This window comes from Pedobacter frigiditerrae, from assembly GCF_032678705.1.
GTDB lineage: Bacteria > Bacteroidota > Bacteroidia > Sphingobacteriales > Sphingobacteriaceae > Pedobacter > Pedobacter frigiditerrae_A.
On sequence record NZ_JAVTSS010000002.1, the window covers coordinates 256,343 to 279,084 of the forward strand.

A 22,742-nucleotide genomic window follows, 5' to 3' on the forward strand; every position below is an offset into this window, starting at 1 on the left:
AAACCTATTGAATGAAAGATTGCTTCGTCACGAGAAGTCGTGACTCGCAATGACGCATAATGTACATGAACAAGAAAAACTATCTCTTAGCCTTACTTAGCGCATTTTTAATGTGGCTAGCTTGGCCCCCTCATATTTGGTTCGCACCATTACTTTTAGTAGGCTTAGTTCCACTGTTTATTGCATTGGATAATGTAATCGACTTAAAAGAAAAGAAAACTGGCAAAAAAGTTTTCTTAACTGCTGGTCTAGCTTTTTTGGTATGGAACACAGCAAGTATCTATTGGGTTTATAATGCAATAAAAGCATACAATGGTTGGTTAATCGCTATTCCAGTTTCATTAATTCCATTCGGATTAGGCGCTTTATTAATGACATTCGCCTTTTGGCTTTATTATCAATTGAGAACTAAAATAAATCCGACTATAGCTTATGTAGGCCTAATCTGCTTTTACATTTCGATGGAATACTTACACCAAAGTTGGGATTTAGCCTTCCCTTGGATGACTTTAGGTAACGGTTTTGCAGGAATGCATCAACTAGCGCAATGGTATGAGTATACAGGTGTTTATGGTGGTTCTATCTGGATTTTACTAAGCAACATTTTAGCTTTTGAAACTTATAAAGCATTAAAAAGAAATTCAATTACAAAAGTTAAACTAACTGCAAGCTGGGCCCTGGTAATTATTCTACCTATCGGATTTTCTTTATATCAATATAACCAATACAAAGAAAAATCTGTTCCTGTAAACGTGGTGGTGGTTCAGCCAAACATTGACCCTTATGATAAGTATGGCTCCGTTTCTACTAATGAACAACTGCAAATACTAACTCATTTATCAGATTCTGTAGCGCAAGTAAATACCGAATATTTTATCTGGCCAGAAACAGCCATACCACGATATGCCGATGAAGATAAAATTCGTAGCAATCCAGATTTTTTAAATGCACAGCAATTTTTAAGTAAGTACAAAAACGGAACATTAATCACCGGAATAGAAAGTGTAAAATGGTATAATGATAAAGCTACTGTTTCTGCAAAAAAACATCCTGAAAATGGAATGTACTTCGACAATTATAATACAGCAATGCAGGTAGAGAATTCTGCCGAAGTTGAGTTTTACCATAAATCTAAACTGGTTCCTGGTGTAGAGAAGATGCCTTTTCCGAAAATATTCTCATTCTTAGCACCAGTTTTTGAAGGTTTAGGTGGTAGCGTTTCTGGTTGGGGTTGGCAAGAAAAACCCGGTGTATTTTATTCACAAAGTGGAATTGGCGTTGCTCCTGTAGTTTGTTATGAATCCCTTTGGGGAAGTTGGATTGGCGAATCTGTTAAAAACGGCGCTCAATTTATTGCCATCATCACCAATGATGGTTGGTGGGGAAATACATCAGGCAAAGACCAACATTTATTGTATGCCAAATTAAGGGCAATTGAAACTCGTAGATGGGTAGTTCGCTCGGCAAATACTGGTATTTCTGGTTTTATCAATCAGCGGGGAGATATCACTCAAAAATCTACTTGGTGGACAAGAACTGCTTTAAAAGAAAACATCAACTTAAACGATAACATAACTACTTACGTTAATAGTGGCGATATCTTGGCAAAAATTTGCTCGATATTGGCAGTTTTATTAGCACTAATTATTCCTTACAAAAAATGGGTAAAAAATTAATTTTCATCTGCTTACTAATTGGATTAACCGCCAACTTAAAAGCTCAAGTCTATTTAGATATTCTCTATAAACAAGCTAATGAAATGGCTGTTTCAGTATCAAAAGGAGATTATAAGACATTAATGAAATACACGCATCCAAAAATTGTTAAAATGATGGGTGGCAATGAAAAAGCTATATCCACGCTTAAACAAACAATGGTTGGAATGAAGCAGCAAGGCTTGCAATTTGATAAAATAAACATAGGAAAGGTTGTTCAAACTATCAAATCTCCAAAAGACATTCAAGCTATTGTACCGCAAATATTAGATATGAAATTTGGAGGGAAAACAATTCACTCTAATAGTTATTTATTTTGCATTTCTTATGATGCTGGTAAAAACTGGTATTTCTTAGATACAGGAACTACACAAGAAACAGAATTAAGAAAAATGTTTCCTGAAATTAGTTCTAAGCTAGTAATACCAAAATCTAATAGAACTATGAACTAAGCAGATGAAGAATAAAAAGAATTTAAGAATAGTTTTACTGCTTGCAATGATTGCTTTAAATATCGGTTGCGACCAGGTATCAAAGTCTATCATAAGAAATAAAGTTGATTACAATGAGAACATCAATATCATCAAAGACCATTTTATTATTACCAAGGTAGAAAACACTGGTGCATTTTTGAGTGCTGGCAACAACTTACCAGATGCGGTTAGATTCATCCTGCTAAGTATTTTACCCATTATTGTTTTGGGCTATGCTTTGTTCTACTTGCTTTATAAAATCAATTTGCCAAGAACTATACAAATTGGAATGTGCTTTTTAATTGGCGGAGGAATTGGCAACGTTTACGACCGAATTATCTACGGTTCGGTAACAGACTTCCTTCATATAGATTTTGGCTTATTTAGAACAGGAATCTTTAACCTCGCTGATGTTTCCATAATGATTGGTATAGGAATTTTATTAGTTAATTCAGTTCTAAGAAAAGTTCCGGCTAAGGTTGAAGATGTAGGCTAATGTCTCTTCGTCACCCTGAATTTATTTCAGGGTCTGACTTGCATTAGTGATGCTGAAAATTAATCTCAGCGTCACGTGTCTGCCCTTAATCCATATATTTCCCTACAATTGGCATTCTCCTACCCATACCAAACGCCTTTGGAGATACCCTCAAAATTGGTGGAGTTTGGTACCTTTTAAATTCTGCTAGGTTTACCATTTTCAAGATTCGTTTCACTAAAGCTTCGTCAAATCCTTGAGCAATAATGGCTTTAGAACCTTTTTGCATTTCTATATGCTGAAATAAGATTTTATCTAGAATATCGTAATCAGGTAGCGAATCAGAATCTTTTTGGTCTGGTCTTAATTCAGCCGATGGTGGTTTAACAATTGTATTTTCTGGAATAATCTCGCCATCCTTGTTAATGTACCTAGCCATCTCAAAAATCTGAGTTTTATATACATCGCCAATTACCCCAATTGCACCACACATATCGCCATATAAAGTGCCATAACCAACAGCACACTCACTTTTGTTTGAAGTATTTAATAAGATGTAGCCGAATTTGTTTGACATTGCCATTAAGATAATTCCTCGGCAACGGGCTTGGATATTCTCTTCTGTTAAATTTTGTGCTAAGCCAGTAAATGGTTTTGCCAGCATATTATCAAAAGCATTTGCAGCTTCTTTTATCTCGATAATTTCGTGTTTACAGCCAATGTTTTTAACCAAATCCAAAGCATCTTTTACAGAATGGTCTGACGAATATTTTGAAGGCATTAAAACAGCCGTTACATTTTCTGCACCCAATGCTCTGCAAGCCAAGGCACAAACTATAGCAGAATCAATTCCGCCAGACAAACCTAAAACTGCTTTACTAAAACCAGATTTTTTGAAGTAATCTTGAATGCCCAAAATCAATCCATCATGAATCTGACTAATATCACTTGCTCTTTCTGCTGCAGGATATTTATTTTTTACATTTTGAATTTCATCTAAGTCAAATACCTGAAGGTCTTCCTCAAAATATTTCATTTCTGCCTTTACTTCTCCAGCCTCATCAAAAACTAAAGAACCGCCATCAAAAATAATCTCTGTTTGTGCGCCAACTTGGTTTACATAAAAAAGTGGAAGTTTATACTTTTTCGCGTTATCAGCTAATACCTGAATACGGTCTTCGTCATGGCGATAATTGAAAGGAGAAGCAGCAATGTTTATCATCACATCTGGCGATTCTTTAATCAATTCATCCATCGGACAAGAAACATATAACGGATTATCATTAATGTTCCAAAGGTCTTCGCAAATAGTTAAAGCAATCTTCTTTCCTTTATAGTTAACACATTCAAATTTCGTATTGGGCTCAAAATATCTGTACTCATCAAATACATCATAAGTTGGCAACAGTGCTTTTTTAACGATGTTCTGAATTTTTCCATCAGCTATAAAATAGGCTGCGTTATACAAATCCTTTCCTTCAATCAAAGGATTTTTAATTGGCAACCCAACAATACAGGCTATATCAACACAATGTTTAGCAATTTCTTGTGCCGCATTTTCACACAGGGTGATGAAATCCGTGTACTCTAAAAAATCCCGAGCAGGATAGCCACAAATTGCCAGTTCTGCAAAAACTATAATTTCTGCTCCTTTCTCCTTAGCTAGAGAAATATTCTCGATAATGTGTTTAGTGTTATTCTCGAAGTTACCGATGTGATAATTTAATTGGGCTAGTGCTATTTTCATTGGATTTGCGTACTGAGATATGAGATTTGAGACAAGTTGCTAAAAGAAAACGCCTAAGTTAATAGCTACAAAATGGTTCTTAACGCTATAACTATTATCAGAAATATTAGTAAAACCGTTATTTAAAGTTAAGCCTGCCATGATACTTGTTTTATTACCAACATTAAATTCGCCACCCGCCCCTATAATTAAACCAGCTCTATAAAATTTAGTCCAGTCTGATGAGTTAACATCATTTGCCAAAACATTGTTTCCAGATTTTGCATCTTGTCTGGCACTAATCCTCACATCGTTCGATAAGCCGAATTGTCCATACCATCTAACTCCGTTATAATCTCCAGTCTTCAATTTTATGGTTAAAGGCAACTCAACATATTGCATCATATATTTAATATCCACCGCAGCAGTATTTCCTAATTGATATTGAGCAGAATTAACCTCGGTGCTTTTACCATTTATAGTGGTAATGGTTAAGCCCGTAGAGAAGCTATAATTTTCAGCAAAATTAAAATCACCAATCAAGCCATAAGAAAAGCCCAAGTTTACACCATTGCCTTTTCCACCTTCAGCTTTAATAAATCCAAAGTTTGGATGTGCGGTTAAACCTAACCTAAAACCATAATTGCCAACCCTATTTTCTTGGGCAAATAAATTAACAGTAAAAAGTAAGAATAGTATGGCGATTGCTGCTTTTTTCATCTTTAAGTAGTTTATTTTAATGGTGTATTTATATATTTGATATCAATGAGCTATAACGTAAAATATCTTCAAATTTATCTATTTTTTCTTTGCCTATCTGCAATTTCTTGCAAACAAAGCAAAAAGCCAGACGTTAGCAACATCAAGTTGGATATAAAAATACAACGTTTCGACAAAGATTTATACCAAGGAAAAAATAAAGACATTAACCAAATCAATAGTTTCTTACATAAGAAATATGGTTTTTTTTACGATGATTATACGCAAAGAATGGTCGGCAATCCAAATTTACCCAATGCAGCCATTATAGAAGGCTTATACAAAAGTCAACCTTATGCTGATGTAAACAAAGAAGTTGACAGCGTATTTCCTAAACTAACGCAGGTAGAAAAAGATTTAACGGAGAGCTTTAAATACATCAAATTCTATTATCCAAAAGCAAAAGTTCCACGTTTCATTTCTTTTATATCAGGTTTTGCTTATCAAATTCCGGTAGGTGATAATTATATTGGTATAGGTTTAGATATGTTTTTGGGTGCAGATAGTAAGTTTTATAAAGCTATTGTAGCAAGTTCGCCCAGGTATTTATCAAGACGATTTACGCCTGCATACATTGTACCTAGAGTTACTGAAGAGTATGCTAAACAAGAACTTTTCCTTGCTAATCGTGAAGACCAAACCTTATTATCAAAGATGATTTACGAAGGTAAAATCCTGTATTTCTTAGACAAGGTTTTACCAGAAACAGCTGGCGATACTGTTAAAATCGGCTACACTGAAAAACAGTTAACTTGGGCTAAGCAATTTGAAGGAAATATATGGGCGCTATTTTTAGAAAGTGATTTAATCTACCAAACAGACCCGCAAAAAATTCAGAATTATTTAAATGATGGTCCTTTTACAGCCGGAATTGGTGAGAAAGGTTTTTCTGCTCCTAAATTAGGTGTTTTCATTGGCTGGCAAATTGTAAAAAAATACATGGAAGCCAATCCAGATATTACCCTACAACAATTAATGGCCGACCAAGATGCACAAAAGATATTAACCAAAGCGAAGTATAAACCTAAAGAGAGTCAGTAGTCTGTTGAAGGACAGTTTGCAAGTAACAATGCAACAATTTAGCAATCCAACAATAGAATAATCCTAACAATGTTGAGCGTAGCGAAATCCCGATACTTCGGGAAACCAATGACACTAATGAACTAATGATACCAATGAAACTAGTTAAAGAAAAAAAGAAAATCGGAATCGTCTTATCTGGAGGTGGCATTAGAGGTATTGCTCATTTAGGAATATTAAAAGCCTTTACAAATCTAGGTATAGAGTTTAGTCACGTTAGTGGAACAAGTGCAGGCTCCATTGCTGGCTCATTTTATGCTGCAGGTATCGACCCAGAAGAAGGCTTAAATATCTTCATTAAAACAAGGTTATTGAGATTTATCCGCCCTGCGTTAGGCTCATTAGGACTCATCAATATTGAGAACGTTCGGGACGTTTTAAAAGACTATTTCCCTCATGATAAAATCGAAGACCTTAAAATTCCTTTAACTATCTGCGCTACCAATTTTAGTGAAGGCACTTTAGCTTATTTCACAAAAGGGCCATTAATTCAAGCAGTTTTAGCATCGAGTTGTATTCCTGGCATTTTTAAGCCAATCATGATAGACAATCACATGTACGTAGATGGCGGGATTTTAAATAACTTCCCTGTAGAACCCCTACTTAACAATTGTGATTACATTATCGGTTCATCGTGTAACCACTTAAAACCAGTAGAAAAAATTACCAAAATTGCACATTTAATGCAAAGAGCAGGTATCATGTCTATTAATCATGACATGGAGCGTAAAGCCAAGTTCTGCGATTTAATGATAGAACCAAAAGGAATGGGAGAAATCAGCACCTTCGACATGAAAAAAGCCGAAACTATTTACTGGTTAGCCCATGAAGAAGCGCTAAGAGCAATTAAAAACAGCGAGAGTTTTCAGGAGTTGTTGAAGAATTAAAAACCTTCACTCATTTACCGTCATTTCGAAATGAGCTCTTCGCGATTGAGAACCACGAAGTGCTCAGCGAAGCTAAATCTGTTAGTTAACAGCACAAGCTAAACATCTTTTCAGTGGTCTAAAGGAACAGCTATCTCCTCGCTGCGTTTCGTTCGATATGACGTTGAACAAAACAATACATTCACACTTTGCTTATTCCCCCTTTAGGGGGCTAGAGCGACCAGTCTCTCTCCCTCCAAAACTGGTATCGCTTTACACAAATCTAATCTCAAACAAAACTGTACATCCTCTTCAATATTCAAGGCTGCCAATCTGTGGCTGTGAGACGATTTATGCAAATAAGTCCTCAAATCACTTTTGGCCATTAAATACATATCCTCCGCAACAACACAAGCATCATCACTATGCGTAAAATCATTGCGTAAAACATTTACCACAGCGCCAGCAAACAAAGTATCCTCTAGGTTAAAATTATCCTTCCAGCCAGAGCAAAGCAGCAACACGTTTTTATCTTGAGATTTTAAATAATCGCAAAGCGAAGTCAAGTTTAAGAAAGAACCCACAACAACTTTATGTGCACGTTCTTGCGCCATGTGCATGGCCTTAGTTCCATTGGTTGTAGTTAACACCACCGTTTTACCACCAACCTTTTCTTTAGTGTAAGAAAATGGCGAATTACCAAAATCGTAACCAACAACCACTTCACCATTTCGCTCTGCAGCTAATAAAAAACCCTTGTCCGCATAAGCCAAACAATCTTCTACATGAGCAACCGGTATAATCGCTTCAGCACCATTATCAATGCCGTAAGTAATAGACGATGTTGCCCTTAAAATATCAATCACAACAACAATACTGTTTTCAATATTATATAAATGTAATAAAGCCGGTGTTAGACAAACTTCAATGGTTCTAGACATTTCGAGAGATGTGAGATGTGAGATGTGAGATGTGAGATTTAAGCTCGCAAAGTCTCAAATCTCATATCTAATGTCTCAAATCTATTTATAAAATGGAAACTTAACTACTTTAGCTTTAATCTTGCTATTTCTAATGTCTATAAAGATTTCTGTGCCCTCTTTAGCCAGTTCTTTAGTTACATAACCCATACCAATAGCTTTTTGTAAAGATGGAGATTGCGTACCAGAAGTAACCTTACCAATCACATTACCTTCTGCATCTACAATAGGGTAATCGTGACGAGGAATACCTCTATCAATCATTTCAAAACCAATTAGCTTACGGGTAACACCAGCTTCTTTTTGAGCTTGCAAAGCTTCAGCATTTGTGAAAGGTTTAGTGAATTTGGTAATCCAACCTAAACCAGCTTCAATTGGTGATGTCGTGTCATCAATATCATTGCCATACAAACAGAAACCCATTTCTAAACGTAAGGTATCACGAGCAGCTAAACCAATTGGTTTAATGCCATATTCAGCACCAGCTGCAAAAACTGCATCCCAAATTCTATCTGCGTGTTCATTGTCAAAATAAATCTCGAAACCACCTGCACCAGTGTAACCAGTTGCAGAAACCACAACATTTTCAACACCTGCAAAAGTTCCTTTTTTAAAGGTGTAATATTCCATCGATGCTAAATCGATATCGGTTAAACTTTGCAAAGCATCAGCTGCTTTCGGACCTTGAATAGCCAATAAAGAAGTCTTGTCAGAAATGTTATGCATTTCAACACCAGCAGTGTTAAACTCTTGTATCCAATTCCAATCTTTCTCAATGTTGCTAGCATTAACCACTAACATATAGGTTTTCTCATCAATGCGATAAACCAATAAATCATCAACAATACCACCATCATTGTTTGGCAAGCAAGAATATTGAACCTTGCCATCGTGTAATTTCGATGCATCATTACTCGTTACCCTTTGTATCAAATCCAATGCATTTTCGCCTTTTAAAATGAACTCGCCCATGTGGCTCACATCAAAAACACCAACTGCGTTTCTAACCGTAGCGTGTTCTACATTAATGCCCTCATATTGTACGGGCATATTATAACCAGCAAAAGGCACCATTTTAGCACCTAATGAAATGTGTTTCTCTGTTAATGCGGTATTCTTCATTTAAATTTTTTTTATAACCGTTAACTGCTAATTGTTAACTGGAAACTGAATAAGCGCCAAAAATACTAAGAATAGCGCAATGTTTTTTACCTTTTTGTTATTCTCAGCGTTTTGTCTTTTTAGCCGTTTTGTCATTTCAGACTTGTACCGATTTTACATCGGTAGCGCAGCGAAGAATTTATGTGTTATATTCTATTGACTTTTAGAAAACTAAAGCCTCTTTTCCATAGTAGCATCAGCCCCGCTTTTCGTTGCAATCTTTTTGCTGTCACACTGAGCGAACCTGTCCCGACTTCTTCGGGAGTCGAAGTGTCAGCAATGCAAAAAGTATTTCCACTGCAATCGGGTTTAGAGAATAAAGGGTTGTAGTTCTTGGCTGGCTGAGACTCCACGTATCACACAGCATTTCGTTGATATCGTCATTGCGAGGTTCATTCTCCGATTCTTCATCGGCAATGACCGAAGCAATCTCACTATTGCAGTTCAATGGCAATGAGATTGCTTCGGGCGATGAAAAATCGACCCTCGCAATGACGAGATAGGTGTTAACCTTGCAAGCTTCGTTATATTTGGCACTATCCCATCCTGCCATTCCAGATTTGTAATCTGGAATTCGTATCATTGGATTCCCTTGGGGTTGGTGTTATCACTAATACACCTATAATCCACGAATCTGTGGCTAACAATTACCCCTTCATCAACACCTCATAAATAGCTAACATCCGCTTTGCGTTGCTATTAATCTCGTGGTCTCTCTCTACGGTTTTTCGAGCGTTTACGCCAATTTCTCGCCACTTGTCGGGCTGTGTAATACATTTTAAAATAGAGCGATAAAACTCATCAGGTGTATCCGCAATTAAAATATCCTTGCCGTTTTTGCAATTAATCCCCTCTGCAGCCATACTCGTAGCGATAATACATTTCTGCATCGCCATACCCTCAATAATCTTCACTCGCATCCCACTTCCAGAAAGCAAGGGAACAATCATAATTGCTTTAGAATTCATAAACTCAACAGCATCAAAAATTTCTCCCTCCACAATTAAGTTTTCAGAGTCATAATCAAAAAACTGCTTTTGCATGTTTCTTCCAGCAATGTAGAAGCGAAGCTCGCCACTTAGCTTTTCTATATCAGGCCAAATCTCATCCAGAAACCATTCAAGTCCTTCCTTATTTGGTCGCCAATCCATTGCCCCTAAATGAAACAAAGTCGGGAAACTAGTTTTAGTTACATCAACATTGTATTTTTCAAAATCAATCGCAACTGGAAAAACATCCAACCTAGTCTGGCATCCCATCAATAAAATATTCTGTCTATCAGGCTCACTTATAGAAAACACTTGATGAAAACGATTGATTTGTTCTGTTTCATAAACCTTTAACCTCCTCGAAAGAAATTCTAGATACTTCTTTCTAGGTTTAAATTGTTCCCTTGCAGCTAGCCTTTCCCAAACATCAAATTCTATATTGTGTGCTCTGTAAATCAGTTTTGCTTTACTATTTGCCTTAACTATATCTAAATATGGAACTACAAATAATCCCTCAAATTGAATGATATCAAATTCTTGTTCACGTAATAAATTCTCCAAAAGTTTAGCAGCCTCATCATCGAAATAACGAGATACATTATAAGATTGATTGGAAAATATATTAAAAAAAGCGCCCCAAATATTCACTTCAGTATCAATACTATAAGAATGGAAATTTATTTTATCGAAAACTGGGTCGTAAATATCATCTACATCGACCTTGTCTTTGGTAGGATTAATGCTGAACAATGAAATATCAGCATCCAATTTTAACAAGCCCTTCACGGTATTATAAACCACAATAGGATATCCGCTATTTGGCGGAAAAGGAACACGACTGGTTAAAAAAAGGATTTTCACATTGTGAAATTACAAATTAAACTTCTTCCTGAAAAGAAAGAGTTAATTGAGGGTCGCTTACATTAAAAGTTTTACGATGGAAAGGTGACAACCCTGTTGCTATAACAGCATTTCTATGCTCAATAGTTGGATAGCCTTTATTTTGTTTCCAGTTATAATGCGGATAATCTTGGTGAAGGTTTGCCATGTATTCATCGCGATGCGTTTTTGCTAAAATAGAAGCCGCTGCGATATTTAAATATTTCCCGTCGCCCTTAACCACACAACAATGCGGAATATCAGTATATTTTTTAAAACGATTGCCATCAATTACTAAATGCTGTGGAATAATCATCAGTTTTTCTATCGCCCTGTGCATGGCTAAAAAAGAGGCATTTAAAATGTTAATCTGGTCTATTTCTTCATGGTCTACAAAAGCAACTGCCCAAGCCAATGCTTCCTTCTCTATAATTGGCCTTAACTTATCTCGTTGTTCGTGTGTTAACTTTTTCGAATCATCTAAGCCTTCTAAATAAAAATCCTTAGGTAAAATTACCGCTGCTGCAGATACTGGCCCGGCCAAACAGCCTCTCCCAGCTTCATCGCAACCGGCCTCTATTAATTCTATATGATAACAGTTTAATAACACGCTATAAAGTTAAGGTTTATCAATTATAAAAATTTAGGGGTAACAAATTTTAAGTAAGTTTATATATAGATAATTAAACATTTAAAATATTAACTATAATATCATGAAAAAATTATCAATAACATTAGCCTTTATTTTTTGTACACTAGCTGTATTCGCACAGGCAAACAGACCAGGCACACCAATTGGTGGCATTATTGTTAAAGGGGGTAAAAATCCTGGCGGCCAAATGATGACCACGACTACAAATGAAAAGGGAGAAATTGTACTTAACATTTTAGAGGCTGGCAATTATAAATTTACAATTACTGCACCTCAACCAACTACTGAACAAGCTGCCAGTAAGGACACTAGAACTTATACAGGTGGTCGAAAAAATGAAGAAGTAGCGTCTACATCAGAAAGAAAAGGCTGGGATGGGACTGTTAAAGGTGGTTCACGTGTAGCAGGAGAACCAATTGGTGGAATTGTTGTTAAAGGTGGCCGAAATGCTAGTGGCCAAACAGTTTCTGTTGTTAGTAATAGTAAAGGAGAAATTGAATTAACCAAATTAGAACCTGGGATTTATAAATTAATCATTGTCAACCCATAAACAGCTACCCATGAAAAGAATATCAATCACCATTGCAATAATATTAGCATTTGCAACACTAACAATAGCTCAGTCCAATAAATCTGCAAACCAACAAACCAACACCTCTGTTAAAGAAACGACTGGTTCTGTTACAAAACAAGCTGCTCCAGAAGGCCATTACTGTAGTTACTGTAAGATGAACTATCCCGAATCTCATTTCCCTTGTATCATGAAAGCAATAAAAGGTAAAGTAGATGCCGCTGGCAAAATTTCTTTTACTGCAGGACAACCAATTGGTGGAATTATAGTTAAAGGTGGTAGAAATCCTGGGGGAAATTTAAATGTGGTAACGAACGACAATGGAGAAGTAGAATTTAATAACCCAACAACTGGAAACTATAAATTTGTTATTTCTTTACCAACTAATAATCCAAATGCCCGACAAGCCGGTGGTCCAATTGGAGGAATAATAGTTAAGGGAGGTAAAAATCCAGGCGGCCAAATGTTTACAGTAGCTTCTAATACAAATGGCGAAGTAATATTAAATAACCTAGAAGCTGGAAATTATAAATTTGTAGTGATGGGTCCATCTCCACAAGAAAAATCAGCAACGAACACCTATAATTCCATTTCAAAAACTAATTAAGGAATGCGCTACAATGAAGAATTAGCCTATCGAGTTAGCGAACTACTCTCCCATTTAACAGATGTTGAAGAGAAAGAAATGTTTAGTGGTTTAGTCTTTATGGTGAATGGCAAAATGTGCGTCGGCGTTTCAAAAAATGAATTAATGGTTAGAATAAATCCCGCTTCATTTGATGAAATTGCAGACATAGACGGTTGGCGACAAATGGTAATGGGCAAAAAGCCAATGAAAAGCTACATACAAGTTGCTGAAGATGTTCTAGTAAAAAACGAAGATTTAAAGTTTTGGATTGATTTAGCTTTAGCTTTTAATCCACTCGCCAAAGCATCAAAGAAGAAGAAATAACCCAACAATTAAGCAATTTACCAATCCAACAATTTAAACCGTTACATTTTGCCCTTTTACGTCAAAGGCATCACGTAATCCTATTGCCAACAAATTAAAAGCATAAACGGTAAGCATAATCGCTAATCCTGGCAAAACAGCAAGGTAAGCTGCATCCATAATGATATAACCATAATGCTCCTTAATCATGGTGCCCCAGCTTGGCATAGGTGGTTGTGCGCCAAAACCTAAAAAACTAAGTCCTGTTTCTAATAAAATAGCAGAAGCAAAATTGGCTGACGCAACTACTAAAATTGGACCAGCAAGATTAGGTAAAATATGCTTGGTTATGGTCCTGAAAGTCGAAAATCCTAATGCATTTGCCGCCTCTACATACTCTACTTCTTTTAAGGCCAATACTTGACCACGAACTAAACGAGCTACATCTACCCAAGTAGACAAGCCAACGGCGATGAAAATTTGCCAAAACCCTTTCCCTAATGCAAATGAAATAGCTATAATCAATAGCAATGAAGGTAGCGACCAAGTCACATTCATGAACCAACTAATAATGGCATCGGTTTTACCTCCAAAATACCCAGCAGCTGCACCCAAACTAACACCAATAAGTAAAGAGATTAAAACAGCTATTAATCCTACTGATAGAGAAACACGAATGCCTAAAATTAACCTACTCAAATAATCTCTACCATAAGGGTCTGTACCTAAATAAAAAGTTTGTTTGTAGATATTACTTTCTTCAAAAACTGCTTGTTGAGTTCCCATTTTAGATGGCATCAAACATTTTGGACATAGAGACTTTAGTTCATATTGTGTTTCCTTTGGCCTTTCATCATCTCCAATATACTCCTGAACCAAAACCTTATCACCTACAATTCGATAACCTGTAATTGGTATGCTCTTAAAATTTGCAGGCTGACCAAAGAGCATTTTCTCAAATACATTAACCTGCTTTATTTTATCATTTTTACTAATGATTAAAAACTGAAATGATCTGCCAGGTTTCTTTTTGTTTAGGGCTAGATTGATAGTACTAGCATAAGGGGTTTGGTCTGGCGTAATTAGATAACCTAAAATTCCAATTACCATCATCAATGAAATAAAAACCAATCCTCCAAACGCAAACTTATTACGTTTAAATCTATTCCATATTTTTTTCGAAGGACTGTTATTCATTTTTTATTATTTAACCATTCGGCCTTTCCAATTATACTTTCCAGAATTACCTGCCAAACCAATGTATACAAAATAAACTACATGCATTGGATTAAGCAATGGCAATAAAAATAATAATAATCTTCTTTTAAAGAAACCAGTAACACTATACAAAAAGATAAGCTCGATAGTTAGCTTACAAATTAGTTGAAATAACAGAAATTTTAGACATATATCAGTGAAGATAAATGCCATGATAGAATTTACTATAATGCTCACATTAAATAACCAAATACTTAACCCCAGGGCAATAACCAATTTGTCTTTATAACGAGTCGTTTTAGAGGCCCAACGTTTACGTTGTTGCAAAAATTCTTTAACATTTGGTTTTGCATGGGTATAAACTATTGCTTCACTATTTTTTAAGAAGCCTATCTTGCCCTCATAAAGTGCAGCCATTTTGTGCAGCAATAATTCATCATCTCCAGACGCTAAATCATCAATTCCTTTAAAACCACCAACTGCAAAAAAAGCTTCACGTTCATAAGCGAGGTTAGCCCCATTACAAGTGCTAGGGTTATTATTACCAATTGTAGAAGCGCCCAAACCAATTAAATAAGAAAACTCTAAAGTTTGTAAGTTTTCAAATAAGTTCTTTTCTTCGAAATAGGCCACAGGTGATGAGATCATTTTATACCCATTAACTTCATAACAATTAACGATGGTTTTTAACCAGTTTTTACCCATCCTGCAATCAGCATCTGTAGTAATAATTAATTGCCCTGTCGCTTGACCTATTGCGGTTTGAATTGCCTTTTTCTTATACGAGTTTAGTGCATTGGCCTCATTAAGTTGTATCAATTGAATACCTTGATTGGCATAAGATGAAATAATAGCTGAGGTTTCATCGGTAGAATGGTCATCTATAATAATAACTTCAACTAGATTTTTATCATAATCTTGTGCTAAGATATCATCAATGGTTTTGCCGATTTTATCTTCTTCGTTACGTGCAGCAATTAATATAGAAACCTTTGTTGTAGCCTTGCCTTCATTCCACTTAAAATATGGAATTTTAGCCCATCCTCTAATAAACGTACCTACTACAAATACATAAATTAAGGTTAAAAAAACGGTAAAATAACTAAGTGCGCTGACTACTTCCAAAGAATTTTAATTTAAAAACAAAATATGAACCTAATATAGCAGGAATAATAAGATTGATAAACCAAATACTAGCAGTTACTGCAATTACTGCCACAATATTTGAAGTTACAAAGCCAAAAAAATAAGATGCCGTAAAACTTCTAATGCCAACATCAAATAAATCTAATGAGGGCAATGATGATTGAACAAAAAATAAAATACTAACCAACATCATCACATCCAATATATGTAATTCTGGAATTAACCATTCAAACATAATGTAGTACTGGGTGCTAAAAACTAAATATCTAGCTAAACAAAACAACAATATTCTTAATAATTCCCTCTTTTTATACCGAGCTAGAATCGAATAAAATTTCTTGTATTTCCGAGTAAAACGGATGGAAAGTAATATTCCATTTAGCCATCTAATATTAAAGAAGAATATAATAAAGGACAAACAGAAACCTACTGAAATTGCACAGACAGCTAAAAATAATCTATAATCAATTGGTGTAAATCTATAAATGAAAACAGTTACAGCAATTGCCCCAAAGACGTTTGTTAAAACCAACTGACCGATTTGACCAACGGTCATTGCCACCACACCTACAATTCTTCTTTTCGGCGAAAGGAAAAATACCCTTCCTCCATATTCGCCAATTCGGTTTGGTGTAAAAACTGCCCACGTTAATCCACAAAACACAGATTCTATGGACAACCATAAACTAATCGGCTCAACCTGTTTAATTAACCTTTTCCATTTAACAGCCTCAAGCCCCCAGTTTAGTAACATCAATCCCACAACTGTGGATATAATTGTCCAGATCTGAGCCTTAGGCATTGAATTTAATAACGACACAAATTTCTTTAAATCGTTATTTGCAATAAGTTTTACATAGATAAACCAAAATGCAAAAATTACAATCGAGATTTTAAGAAGGATGGAAAATATTTTTTTGTACTGAGCTGTCAAATTTTTACTTTTTGTATCTGCAAATATGCTTAATATTGTTTTATGTTGGCTGAAAAAAAGGAACGCATAATAATGGGTATCGATCCAGGTACAGCAATTATGGGTTATGGTATCGTTCTAGAGAAAGGAACAAAAATAGAACTAATAAGTTTGGGCATTGTGAGAATGGATCATTTGGATGATCATTTTTTAAAGCTTCAACGCATATTTGAAAAAACAATTGCCTTAATTGACGAATATAAACCAGATGTTTTAGCTATCGAGGCTCCATTTTATGGCAAAAACATTCAAGTAATGCTGAAACTAGGTAGGGCTCAAGGTATTGCAATGGCAGCTGCTTTATCAAGAAATATTTCAGTAACTGAATATGCCCCGAGAAAAATTAAACAATCCATTACCGGAAAAGGTACAGCAAGTAAAGAACAAGTTGCTGCGATGCTACAAAGATTATTAAACTTTAAAGAAACACCTGAATTTTTAGATGCAACTGATGGTCTAGCTGTGGCAGTTTGTCACTCGTTTCAACGAATTAGTACCAGCAATACTGGGAAATCGTATTCTGGGTGGGATGCTTTTGCAAAGGATAATAAAAAGAGAGTTAAGTAATTCTTAACCATAATTCGAGGAACGAAGCATCTTAAAGTATTCTGCATTCGTCCCTCTTAATTATAAGTCTTATACTTTTTTCCTTCTCAAATAAGCTTTAATCCCAAAAAACAATCCTAATCCAATTGCCAAGAAAGGCCATAAGGTAGATACACCTAAAATAAATTCTTTAAGAAAAGACCAGCCTGCTACAATGCTCAAACCTAATCTTTGGAAGAAACCTGGGCGATAGTCATATAAATTATCATTACTAACAATCAGTGATTTCACTGTATTATCTTGATAGAAGTTCAAGGTTATTGTACTAAACTTCACCCTGCTATCAATATTCATATTCTCAATTTTCTTGTCAATATAATCATCTTTAATGTATAGAGATGTTTCTACGTTGTTGCCTTGTCTTTTAGCAGTTTTATTGATTGTATTTACAGCATCAACTCTGTTTTGTGCTTTTAATTTATTAGCAAGATAAGTAATGCTCTGGTCATCCATTTTCATGGTTTGGTTATCTACAAAAACAGCCATTTTTGCTACAGTATTCGTAAAATCATCCAGTTTCTCGGAAGGAATTTTAGCAATCACCAATCCTTCTTTTCTGTAAGCTGTAATTTCTTTTAACGAATCTGCAGAATATTTTACCTTATCACTTTCTTGAATTGAACTATTGATGGAGAATTCCATCACTGTTCCACCTTGTGCCTTGATGGTAGCACTTAATTGTTCTTTGGTTTGTTGAACATCTTTAACCCTAAAACGCATATCTGCTGTTTTAATAATCTTAGGGGTTGCGGTTGTGTCAACAGCATCAGCTGATATTACCACTTCTTTACTAACTGATTCATCAGCAGCGTAATCTTTTTTCTCTGCGTTACAGCCAAACATTAAAACAATGATGGCGATACAAAATAAATACTTTTTCATACTCTATAGTTTTTTGGTTATAAAACCACTATCTGCAACTACGTAAAAAGACATAGTATACCCATAGTTGTTTCAGGAATAAAAATTGATTTTATTTATTGTACCGGCCGGTATTGCTTAATGCCAATATGATGCAGAAGTAACCTTAGTTCTTCGCTTGTAACAGAAATACTACAAAATAAAAAAGTCTACACCAGTTAAAAACTAATGTAGACCTCTACGTATAAAATGGTATATTTTATTTGGTATTCAACATCTTAAAAACTGCCTTGCAGCATATCCAAGAGCCTATAAACAATACTACCCAAGATGCAATAGAAAGTGCAGTAGAATCGAAAGCAAAACGGGCATATACTCCAATCATACTGATAATAATACCAACTAACAATAACTTGTAAATTGATGTTTCGTTAGCGGCTTTCATGCTTTCTTCTCTTTCAGATTGATTCATCGTCTTTTCTTTTTAAAATTGTATGCGCAAAAATAAGATTTATAAACTAAAAATTACAACAAATTAATAAGTTTTCAATTTATCTAATCGTTGTTTTCCTTTATCAGCTTCATTCAGTTTATCACTCTTGTACAGAAGTTTTTCCCAGTCTCCATACATAGGATTAGGCAAAACGATAAACTTCGTTCCAAATAAGCCTTGCATTGCATTAACTTGCTCTTTGGTATCTTTTCCTTCGCGATAAAACACATTAGAGAAATCACTTAAATTATCGCCACATAGCAATAAAACATTATACTTCTCTAATATTTTTTGGCGACGAGGTTCTTTATCTGATGTGGTAGTTTTAACTAACAAATGAGCTTCATCAGCGTTTGGAAACCCAAATTTCTGTAGGTTCTTTAAAGTCCCTTCATAATCGGCTTTGTCTCTATTTGTTACATAAAAGGTTTCAACATTCTTGCTGGCGGCAAACTTCAAAAATGCTAGCGCTCCAGGAACAGTATCTGCCTGTGCTAAAGCCGTCCATTCTGTCCAATCACCAGGCAAGTAACTTACTCCTTTTTTAATTTCATGACCTTGAAAAACTGAATTGTCTAAAATGGTTTCATCAGCATCTACAATTACGCAATTTAGTTTAGCATTCGCTTGGTTCCATAAGGCTTCTTTTAAAGACAATCTAGCAAAGTTGTAAGCCTGAAAAGCCAAAGCTCTATACTCGCCACTAAACTGCTGCCACAGCACTGCATTTGTATAATCCCTTGCTGGAGTTAGCGCTTGTGCAAAAGATAAGATGGGAAGAATGCCCAACATCCAAATTAAAAGGTATTTTTTCATAAGGGTTTTTAATTTAATCAAAGATAAAGCTTACAAATGTCTTAAAACAAAAAACCCTTATCAAATTAAGATAAGGGTTTAAATATATTTTGAACTTCGTCCAATGAACAATTGAACTAATGAACAATTTTATCCATTCAATGCAGCAGCACCACTCACAATCTCTGTCAACTCTGTTGTAATTGCAGCCTGACGAGCTTGGTTATAAGCTAATTTTAATGCTTTAATTAAATCACCAGCATTTTCTGTTGCTTTATCCATAGATGTCATACGAGCACCATGTTCTGAAGCATGAGAATCTAAAACCGCTTTATATAATTGAATTTTTATCGACTTAGGAATCAATTGAGTTACAATCTCTTCTTGGTTCGGCTCTAAAATATAATCAACGTTTGTAGTTTTAGCATCTGCAACTGGCTCGGCTTTTGGCAAAGGCAACAACTGTTCTGAAGTTAAAATTTGTACCGCAGCATTTTTAAATCTGTTGTAAACCAATTCTACTTTATCGAATTCGCCTTTAGCAAAACCTGTCATGATAGCGTCGGTAATTTTGCTAACGTTATCAAAGTTCAAAGCAGAATAAACCTCATTATTGTTCCCAATAATGTTGTAATTACGCTTCTCATAAAAATCCTGAGCTTTTTTACCAATTGCAACAATACTTACGTTGCCATTCTTAAGTTGCTCACTATATTTTTCGGCAATTAAATTATTCGCGGTTTTAATTACGTTCATGTTAAAAGCACCTGCCAAACCACGGTTTGATGATACCACCACCACCAATACTTTATTAGGCTCACGTTCCTGAATATAAGGAGAAGATGAACCTTCTAAACTTGCAGAAAGATTTCCTAAAATCTCTTTCAGTTTAGTAGCATACGGGCGTAACTGAACAATAGCATTGGTAGCACGTTTTAACTTCGCAGCCGAAACCATTTTCATAGCTTTGGTAATCTGCTGGGTAGATTGTACCGATGATATACGAATTCTTACTTCTTTTAAATTAGCCATTTTCTATTAAGTGAGTATCAAGATTTGAGTATCAAGTATCAAGATTTGGGCATAACCTGTCTTGATACTTGATACTTACTACTCGATACTTATTAGTATTTACTTGAAATCTCTTTTGCGACAGTTTCTAAAACGTTTACTGCATCATCTAACTTACCAGCTTTTAAAGAAGCTAAAGCTTCTGGATGACGTAATTCTAACGCTTGTAAAAACTCTGCTTCAAATTCTTTTACCTTGTTTACAGGAACAGAACGCATTAAGTTTTTAGTACCTAAGTAAACGATAGCAACTTGTTTCTCTACAGTAAATGGAGTAAACTGAGCTTGTTTTAACATCTCAACGTTACGAGCACCTTTATCTAAAACAGATTTTGTAGCCGCATCTAAATCAGAACCGAATTTAGAGAAAGCCTCTAATTCACGGTATTGTGCCTGATCTAATTTTAAAGTACCAGCTACTTTTTTCATTGATTTAATTTGAGCATTACCACCCACACGTGATACCGAGATACCTACGTTAATAGCTGGACGAATACCTGAGTTAAACAAGTTAGATTCTAGGAATATCTGACCATCAGTAATCGAAATTACGTTAGTTGGAATATATGCAGAAACGTCACCAGCTTGAGTTTCGATAATTGGTAAAGCAGTTAATGAACCACCACCTTTAACAATCCCTTTTAATGATTCTGGTAAATCATTCATTGCTTGTGCAATCTCATCGTTAGAGTTGATTTTAGCAGCACGCTCTAATAAACGACTGTGAAGATAGAAAACGTCACCTGGATAAGCCTCACGACCTGGAGGACGACGTAACAATAACGACACCTCACGGTAAGCAACAGCTTGTTTTGACAAATCATCATAAACAATTAAAGCTGGGCGACCAGTATCACGGAAAAACTCACCAATTGCAGCACCAGCAAATGGAGCATAAAATTGCAATGGAGCAGGTTCAGCAGCAGAAGCAGCAACAACAACTGTATAAGCCATTGCACCGTTTTCTTCTAAAGTACGAACAACGTTTGCAACAGTACTTGCTTTCTGACCACAAGCTACATATATACAGAATACAGGGTTACCTGCTTCATAAAATTCTTTTTGATTGATGATAGTATCAATACAAACAGCAGTTTTACCAATCTGACGGTCACCAATAACCAACTCACGTTGACCACGACCAATTGGAATCATTGCATCAATTGCTTTTATACCTGTTTGTAAAGGCTCAGTAACTGGCTGACGATAAATTACACCTGGTGCTTTACGCTCCAAAGGCATTTCGTAAGTTTGACCTAAGATTGGTCCTTTACCATCGATAGGCTCGCCAAGTGTGTTTACAACACGACCTAACATACCTTCACCAACTTTAATAGAGGCAATTTTTTTAGTACGTTTAATAGTATCACCTTCTTTGATTTCGTCTGATGGGCCTAACAAAACCACACCCACGTTATCCTCTTCAAGGTTCAATACAATACCTTGCAACCCGTTAGCAAACTCAACTAACTCGCCACTTTGAACTTTAGTTAAGCCGTAAACACGAGCAATACCATCACCCACTTGTAATACGGTACCAACTTCTTCAAGTTCAGCTTCTGATTTAAAGCCTGACAATTGTTGTCTGATAATTGCCGAAACTTCGTCTGGTCTTACCTCTACCATAATTTTTATTTTGATTTCTTTTTGAAAATGTAAATCTTGTACTCTTTTGTTATTCCTGTCCCTCTTTCCGCTTTACTTCGTGTCCGCTTCAATCGGGTTTATATTTTACGTTCAGTAGTTCTTAGCTCGCTTTTAATAGCAACTAGTAAACACCTTGCGCAAATTCTTTTTTCAACTTATTTAAGCCGCTAGAAATACTAGCATCAAATTGTTTGTCGCCAACTTTTAAAATAAAGCCACCAATTAATTTTTCGTCAACTTTTTCTTTAACGATAACTTCATTAGCACCCATTTCTTTTTTAACCAAGGCAACAATTTCAGCTTTAGTAGCATCATTTAATGCAATTGCAGATGTTACTTCAGCAGTTACAATACCTTTAATAAAATTATATTGACTGATGAACTGTTTAGAAGTTTCAAATAAAATTCCAGCTCTACCTTTATTAACTACAAGTTTTAAAAAGCTTTGGGTAATTTGATGAACCTTGTTACCAAAAACATCATTCAAAATACCTGCTTTTTTATCTAAAGGCACAATTGGATTTTTTAAAATCGCTTCTAGTTCGCTGTTGTTATCTACAACCTCTTCAAATAACACCATATCATTCATCATATCCTGCAAAGCGTTTTGCTCTGTAGAAAGGTCGATTAATGATTTTGCGTATCTGCTTGCTGCTTTACTTGACATATTTTTTAT

The 22,742-nt window shown here is 35.4% G+C and carries 25 protein-coding genes; 9 read left to right on the forward strand and 16 right to left on the reverse strand.

What is annotated here, in order from left to right; genetic code table 11:
- Nucleotides 1-65: 65 nt before the first annotated feature.
- Genes lnt through lspA form a run of 3 tightly spaced genes read left to right on the forward strand, consistent with a single transcriptional unit; the run spans nucleotide 66 to nucleotide 2,684 of the window.
- Nucleotides 66-1,676 carry an apolipoprotein N-acyltransferase gene (lnt, locus tag R2Q59_RS11735; RefSeq protein WP_316769099.1) on the forward strand — a complete coding sequence of 537 codons (1,611 nt, stop codon included), beginning with the start codon at nucleotides 66-68 and terminating at the stop codon, nucleotides 1,674-1,676.
- Nucleotides 1,661-2,167, forward strand: a complete 507-nt coding sequence (locus R2Q59_RS11740) for a hypothetical protein (RefSeq protein ID WP_316785628.1) — start codon at nucleotides 1,661-1,663, stop codon at nucleotides 2,165-2,167. Before lnt ends, R2Q59_RS11740 begins: the two co-directional genes overlap by 16 nt.
- A 4-nt stretch (nucleotides 2,168-2,171) precedes the next feature.
- Nucleotides 2,172-2,684 carry a signal peptidase II gene (gene lspA / locus R2Q59_RS11745; RefSeq protein ID WP_316785629.1) on the forward strand — a complete coding sequence of 171 codons (513 nt, stop codon included), beginning with the start codon at nucleotides 2,172-2,174 and terminating at the stop codon, nucleotides 2,682-2,684.
- Nucleotides 2,685-2,769: 85 nt separating this feature from the next.
- On the opposite strand, the gene R2Q59_RS11750 is transcribed toward lspA, so the two are convergent.
- Together R2Q59_RS11750 and R2Q59_RS11755 are read right to left on the reverse strand one after the other, a co-directional pair.
- Nucleotides 2,770-4,410, reverse strand: a complete 1,641-nt coding sequence (locus R2Q59_RS11750; protein ID WP_316785630.1) for an NAD+ synthase — start codon at nucleotides 4,408-4,410, stop codon at nucleotides 2,770-2,772.
- Nucleotides 4,411-4,449: 39 nt separating this feature from the next.
- Nucleotides 4,450-5,109: a porin family protein gene (locus R2Q59_RS11755; protein WP_316785631.1), complete on the reverse strand. Its 660-nt coding sequence runs from the start codon at nucleotides 5,107-5,109 to the stop codon at nucleotides 4,450-4,452.
- 45 nt (nucleotides 5,110-5,154) lie between these two features.
- On the opposite strand from R2Q59_RS11755, the gene gldB reads away from it, so the two are divergent.
- Together gldB and R2Q59_RS11765 are read left to right on the forward strand one after the other, a co-directional pair.
- On the forward strand, nucleotides 5,155-6,189 hold the full coding sequence (gldB, locus tag R2Q59_RS11760; protein ID WP_316785632.1) for a gliding motility lipoprotein GldB: 1,035 nt from the start codon (nucleotides 5,155-5,157) through the stop codon (nucleotides 6,187-6,189).
- Between the two features lie 134 nt (nucleotides 6,190-6,323).
- Entirely contained in the window at nucleotides 6,324-7,115 is a 792-nt protein-coding gene (locus R2Q59_RS11765) for a patatin-like phospholipase family protein (protein WP_316785633.1), read from the forward strand.
- 203 nt (nucleotides 7,116-7,318) lie between these two features.
- On the opposite strand, the gene R2Q59_RS11770 is transcribed toward R2Q59_RS11765, so the two are convergent.
- The 5 genes from R2Q59_RS11770 to R2Q59_RS11790 form a co-directional block, all read right to left on the reverse strand.
- Entirely contained in the window at nucleotides 7,319-8,035 is a 717-nt protein-coding gene (locus R2Q59_RS11770) for a 2-phosphosulfolactate phosphatase (RefSeq protein WP_316785634.1), read from the reverse strand.
- Between the two features lie 81 nt (nucleotides 8,036-8,116).
- Entirely contained in the window at nucleotides 8,117-9,196 is a 1,080-nt protein-coding gene (gene gcvT / locus R2Q59_RS11775) for a glycine cleavage system aminomethyltransferase GcvT (protein ID WP_316785635.1), read from the reverse strand.
- 268 nt (nucleotides 9,197-9,464) lie between these two features.
- A complete protein-coding gene (locus tag R2Q59_RS11780) occupies nucleotides 9,465-9,818 on the reverse strand; it encodes a hypothetical protein (protein WP_316769121.1) in 354 nt (117 codons plus the stop codon).
- Nucleotides 9,819-9,882: 64 nt separating this feature from the next.
- Entirely contained in the window at nucleotides 9,883-11,085 is a 1,203-nt protein-coding gene (locus tag R2Q59_RS11785) for a glycosyltransferase family 4 protein (RefSeq protein WP_316785636.1), read from the reverse strand.
- A 16-nt stretch (nucleotides 11,086-11,101) separates the two neighbouring features.
- Nucleotides 11,102-11,713 carry a ribonuclease HII gene (locus R2Q59_RS11790; protein ID WP_316785637.1) on the reverse strand — a complete coding sequence of 204 codons (612 nt, stop codon included), beginning with the start codon at nucleotides 11,711-11,713 and terminating at the stop codon, nucleotides 11,102-11,104.
- Nucleotides 11,714-11,816: 103 nt separating this feature from the next.
- On the opposite strand from R2Q59_RS11790, the gene R2Q59_RS11795 reads away from it, so the two are divergent.
- Genes R2Q59_RS11795 through R2Q59_RS11805 form a run of 3 tightly spaced genes read left to right on the forward strand, consistent with a single transcriptional unit; the run spans nucleotide 11,817 to nucleotide 13,278 of the window.
- Nucleotides 11,817-12,305, forward strand: a complete 489-nt coding sequence (locus R2Q59_RS11795; RefSeq protein ID WP_316785638.1) for a carboxypeptidase regulatory-like domain-containing protein — start codon at nucleotides 11,817-11,819, stop codon at nucleotides 12,303-12,305.
- 10 nt (nucleotides 12,306-12,315) lie between these two features.
- Complete coding sequence (locus R2Q59_RS11800) at nucleotides 12,316-12,933, forward strand: hypothetical protein (RefSeq protein ID WP_316785639.1); 618 nt, start codon at nucleotides 12,316-12,318, stop codon at nucleotides 12,931-12,933.
- 3 nt (nucleotides 12,934-12,936) lie between these two features.
- Nucleotides 12,937-13,278 carry a TfoX/Sxy family protein gene (locus tag R2Q59_RS11805; protein WP_316785640.1) on the forward strand — a complete coding sequence of 114 codons (342 nt, stop codon included), beginning with the start codon at nucleotides 12,937-12,939 and terminating at the stop codon, nucleotides 13,276-13,278.
- A 33-nt stretch (nucleotides 13,279-13,311) separates the two neighbouring features.
- Here R2Q59_RS11805 and R2Q59_RS11810 read toward each other — a convergent pair whose 3' ends face one another.
- The 3 genes from R2Q59_RS11810 to R2Q59_RS11820 are packed head-to-tail and all read right to left on the reverse strand — an operon-like array spanning nucleotide 13,312 to nucleotide 16,555.
- A complete protein-coding gene (locus R2Q59_RS11810) occupies nucleotides 13,312-14,454 on the reverse strand; it encodes an ABC transporter permease (protein WP_316785641.1) in 1,143 nt (380 codons plus the stop codon).
- Between the two features lie 6 nt (nucleotides 14,455-14,460).
- Entirely contained in the window at nucleotides 14,461-15,600 is a 1,140-nt protein-coding gene (locus R2Q59_RS11815) for a glycosyltransferase family 2 protein (RefSeq protein ID WP_316785642.1), read from the reverse strand.
- The gene (locus tag R2Q59_RS11820; RefSeq protein WP_410478279.1) at nucleotides 15,578-16,555 is read right to left on the reverse strand and encodes a hypothetical protein; all 978 of its coding nucleotides are present in this window, start codon (nucleotides 16,553-16,555) and stop codon (nucleotides 15,578-15,580) included. The genes R2Q59_RS11815 and R2Q59_RS11820 overlap by 23 nt, the downstream gene beginning before the upstream one ends.
- A 42-nt stretch (nucleotides 16,556-16,597) precedes the next feature.
- Between R2Q59_RS11820 and ruvC the strand changes: the two genes are divergently transcribed.
- Nucleotides 16,598-17,161, forward strand: coding sequence for a crossover junction endodeoxyribonuclease RuvC (gene ruvC / locus R2Q59_RS11825; RefSeq protein WP_316769141.1), 564 nt, complete (start codon nucleotides 16,598-16,600; stop codon nucleotides 17,159-17,161).
- A 69-nt stretch (nucleotides 17,162-17,230) separates the two neighbouring features.
- Here ruvC and R2Q59_RS11830 read toward each other — a convergent pair whose 3' ends face one another.
- The 6 genes from R2Q59_RS11830 to atpH form a co-directional block, all read right to left on the reverse strand.
- Complete coding sequence (locus R2Q59_RS11830) at nucleotides 17,231-18,082, reverse strand: DUF4349 domain-containing protein (protein ID WP_316785643.1); 852 nt, start codon at nucleotides 18,080-18,082, stop codon at nucleotides 17,231-17,233.
- 238 nt (nucleotides 18,083-18,320) lie between these two features.
- On the reverse strand, nucleotides 18,321-18,533 hold the full coding sequence (locus R2Q59_RS11835; protein ID WP_316769145.1) for a hypothetical protein: 213 nt from the start codon (nucleotides 18,531-18,533) through the stop codon (nucleotides 18,321-18,323).
- Between the two features lie 63 nt (nucleotides 18,534-18,596).
- Nucleotides 18,597-19,370, reverse strand: a complete 774-nt coding sequence (locus R2Q59_RS11840) for a 5'-nucleotidase, lipoprotein e(P4) family (protein ID WP_316785644.1) — start codon at nucleotides 19,368-19,370, stop codon at nucleotides 18,597-18,599.
- 129 nt (nucleotides 19,371-19,499) lie between these two features.
- Nucleotides 19,500-20,381, reverse strand: coding sequence for an ATP synthase F1 subunit gamma (gene atpG, locus R2Q59_RS11845; protein ID WP_316769152.1), 882 nt, complete (start codon nucleotides 20,379-20,381; stop codon nucleotides 19,500-19,502).
- 92 nt (nucleotides 20,382-20,473) lie between these two features.
- Nucleotides 20,474-22,045, reverse strand: coding sequence for a F0F1 ATP synthase subunit alpha (gene atpA, locus R2Q59_RS11850; RefSeq protein ID WP_316769154.1), 1,572 nt, complete (start codon nucleotides 22,043-22,045; stop codon nucleotides 20,474-20,476).
- A 142-nt stretch (nucleotides 22,046-22,187) separates the two neighbouring features.
- Nucleotides 22,188-22,733, reverse strand: coding sequence for an ATP synthase F1 subunit delta (atpH, locus tag R2Q59_RS11855; protein WP_316785645.1), 546 nt, complete (start codon nucleotides 22,731-22,733; stop codon nucleotides 22,188-22,190).
- Between the last annotated feature and the right edge of the window lie 9 nt (nucleotides 22,734-22,742).

Bases quoted from the DNA above. Each gene is read 5' to 3' on its own strand.
- lnt (WP_316769099.1), top strand. From the start codon at position 66: ATGAACAAGAAAAACTATCTCTTAGCCTTACTTAGCGCATTTTTAATG.
- R2Q59_RS11740 (WP_316785628.1), top strand. From the start codon at position 1,661: ATGGGTAAAAAATTAATTTTCATCTGCTTACTAATTGGATTAACCGCC.
- lspA (WP_316785629.1), top strand. From the start codon at position 2,172: ATGAAGAATAAAAAGAATTTAAGAATAGTTTTACTGCTTGCAATGATT.
- R2Q59_RS11750 (WP_316785630.1), bottom strand. From the start codon at position 4,410: ATGAAAATAGCACTAGCCCAATTAAATTATCACATCGGTAACTTCGAG.
- R2Q59_RS11755 (WP_316785631.1), bottom strand. From the start codon at position 5,109: ATGAAAAAAGCAGCAATCGCCATACTATTCTTACTTTTTACTGTTAAT.
- gldB (WP_316785632.1), top strand. From the start codon at position 5,155: ATGAGCTATAACGTAAAATATCTTCAAATTTATCTATTTTTTCTTTGC.
- R2Q59_RS11765 (WP_316785633.1), top strand. From the start codon at position 6,324: ATGAAACTAGTTAAAGAAAAAAAGAAAATCGGAATCGTCTTATCTGGA.
- R2Q59_RS11770 (WP_316785634.1), bottom strand. From the start codon at position 8,035: ATGTCTAGAACCATTGAAGTTTGTCTAACACCGGCTTTATTACATTTA.
- gcvT (WP_316785635.1), bottom strand. From the start codon at position 9,196: ATGAAGAATACCGCATTAACAGAGAAACACATTTCATTAGGTGCTAAA.
- R2Q59_RS11780 (WP_316769121.1), bottom strand. From the start codon at position 9,818: ATGATACGAATTCCAGATTACAAATCTGGAATGGCAGGATGGGATAGT.
- R2Q59_RS11795 (WP_316785638.1), top strand. From the start codon at position 11,817: ATGAAAAAATTATCAATAACATTAGCCTTTATTTTTTGTACACTAGCT.
- R2Q59_RS11800 (WP_316785639.1), top strand. From the start codon at position 12,316: ATGAAAAGAATATCAATCACCATTGCAATAATATTAGCATTTGCAACA.
- R2Q59_RS11805 (WP_316785640.1), top strand. From the start codon at position 12,937: ATGCGCTACAATGAAGAATTAGCCTATCGAGTTAGCGAACTACTCTCC.
- R2Q59_RS11810 (WP_316785641.1), bottom strand. From the start codon at position 14,454: ATGAATAACAGTCCTTCGAAAAAAATATGGAATAGATTTAAACGTAAT.
- ruvC (WP_316769141.1), top strand. From the start codon at position 16,598: ATGTTGGCTGAAAAAAAGGAACGCATAATAATGGGTATCGATCCAGGT.
- R2Q59_RS11830 (WP_316785643.1), bottom strand. From the start codon at position 18,082: ATGAAAAAGTATTTATTTTGTATCGCCATCATTGTTTTAATGTTTGGC.
- R2Q59_RS11835 (WP_316769145.1), bottom strand. From the start codon at position 18,533: ATGAATCAATCTGAAAGAGAAGAAAGCATGAAAGCCGCTAACGAAACA.
- R2Q59_RS11840 (WP_316785644.1), bottom strand. From the start codon at position 19,370: ATGAAAAAATACCTTTTAATTTGGATGTTGGGCATTCTTCCCATCTTA.
- atpG (WP_316769152.1), bottom strand. From the start codon at position 20,381: ATGGCTAATTTAAAAGAAGTAAGAATTCGTATATCATCGGTACAATCT.
- atpA (WP_316769154.1), bottom strand. From the start codon at position 22,045: ATGGTAGAGGTAAGACCAGACGAAGTTTCGGCAATTATCAGACAACAA.
- atpH (WP_316785645.1), bottom strand. From the start codon at position 22,733: ATGTCAAGTAAAGCAGCAAGCAGATACGCAAAATCATTAATCGACCTT.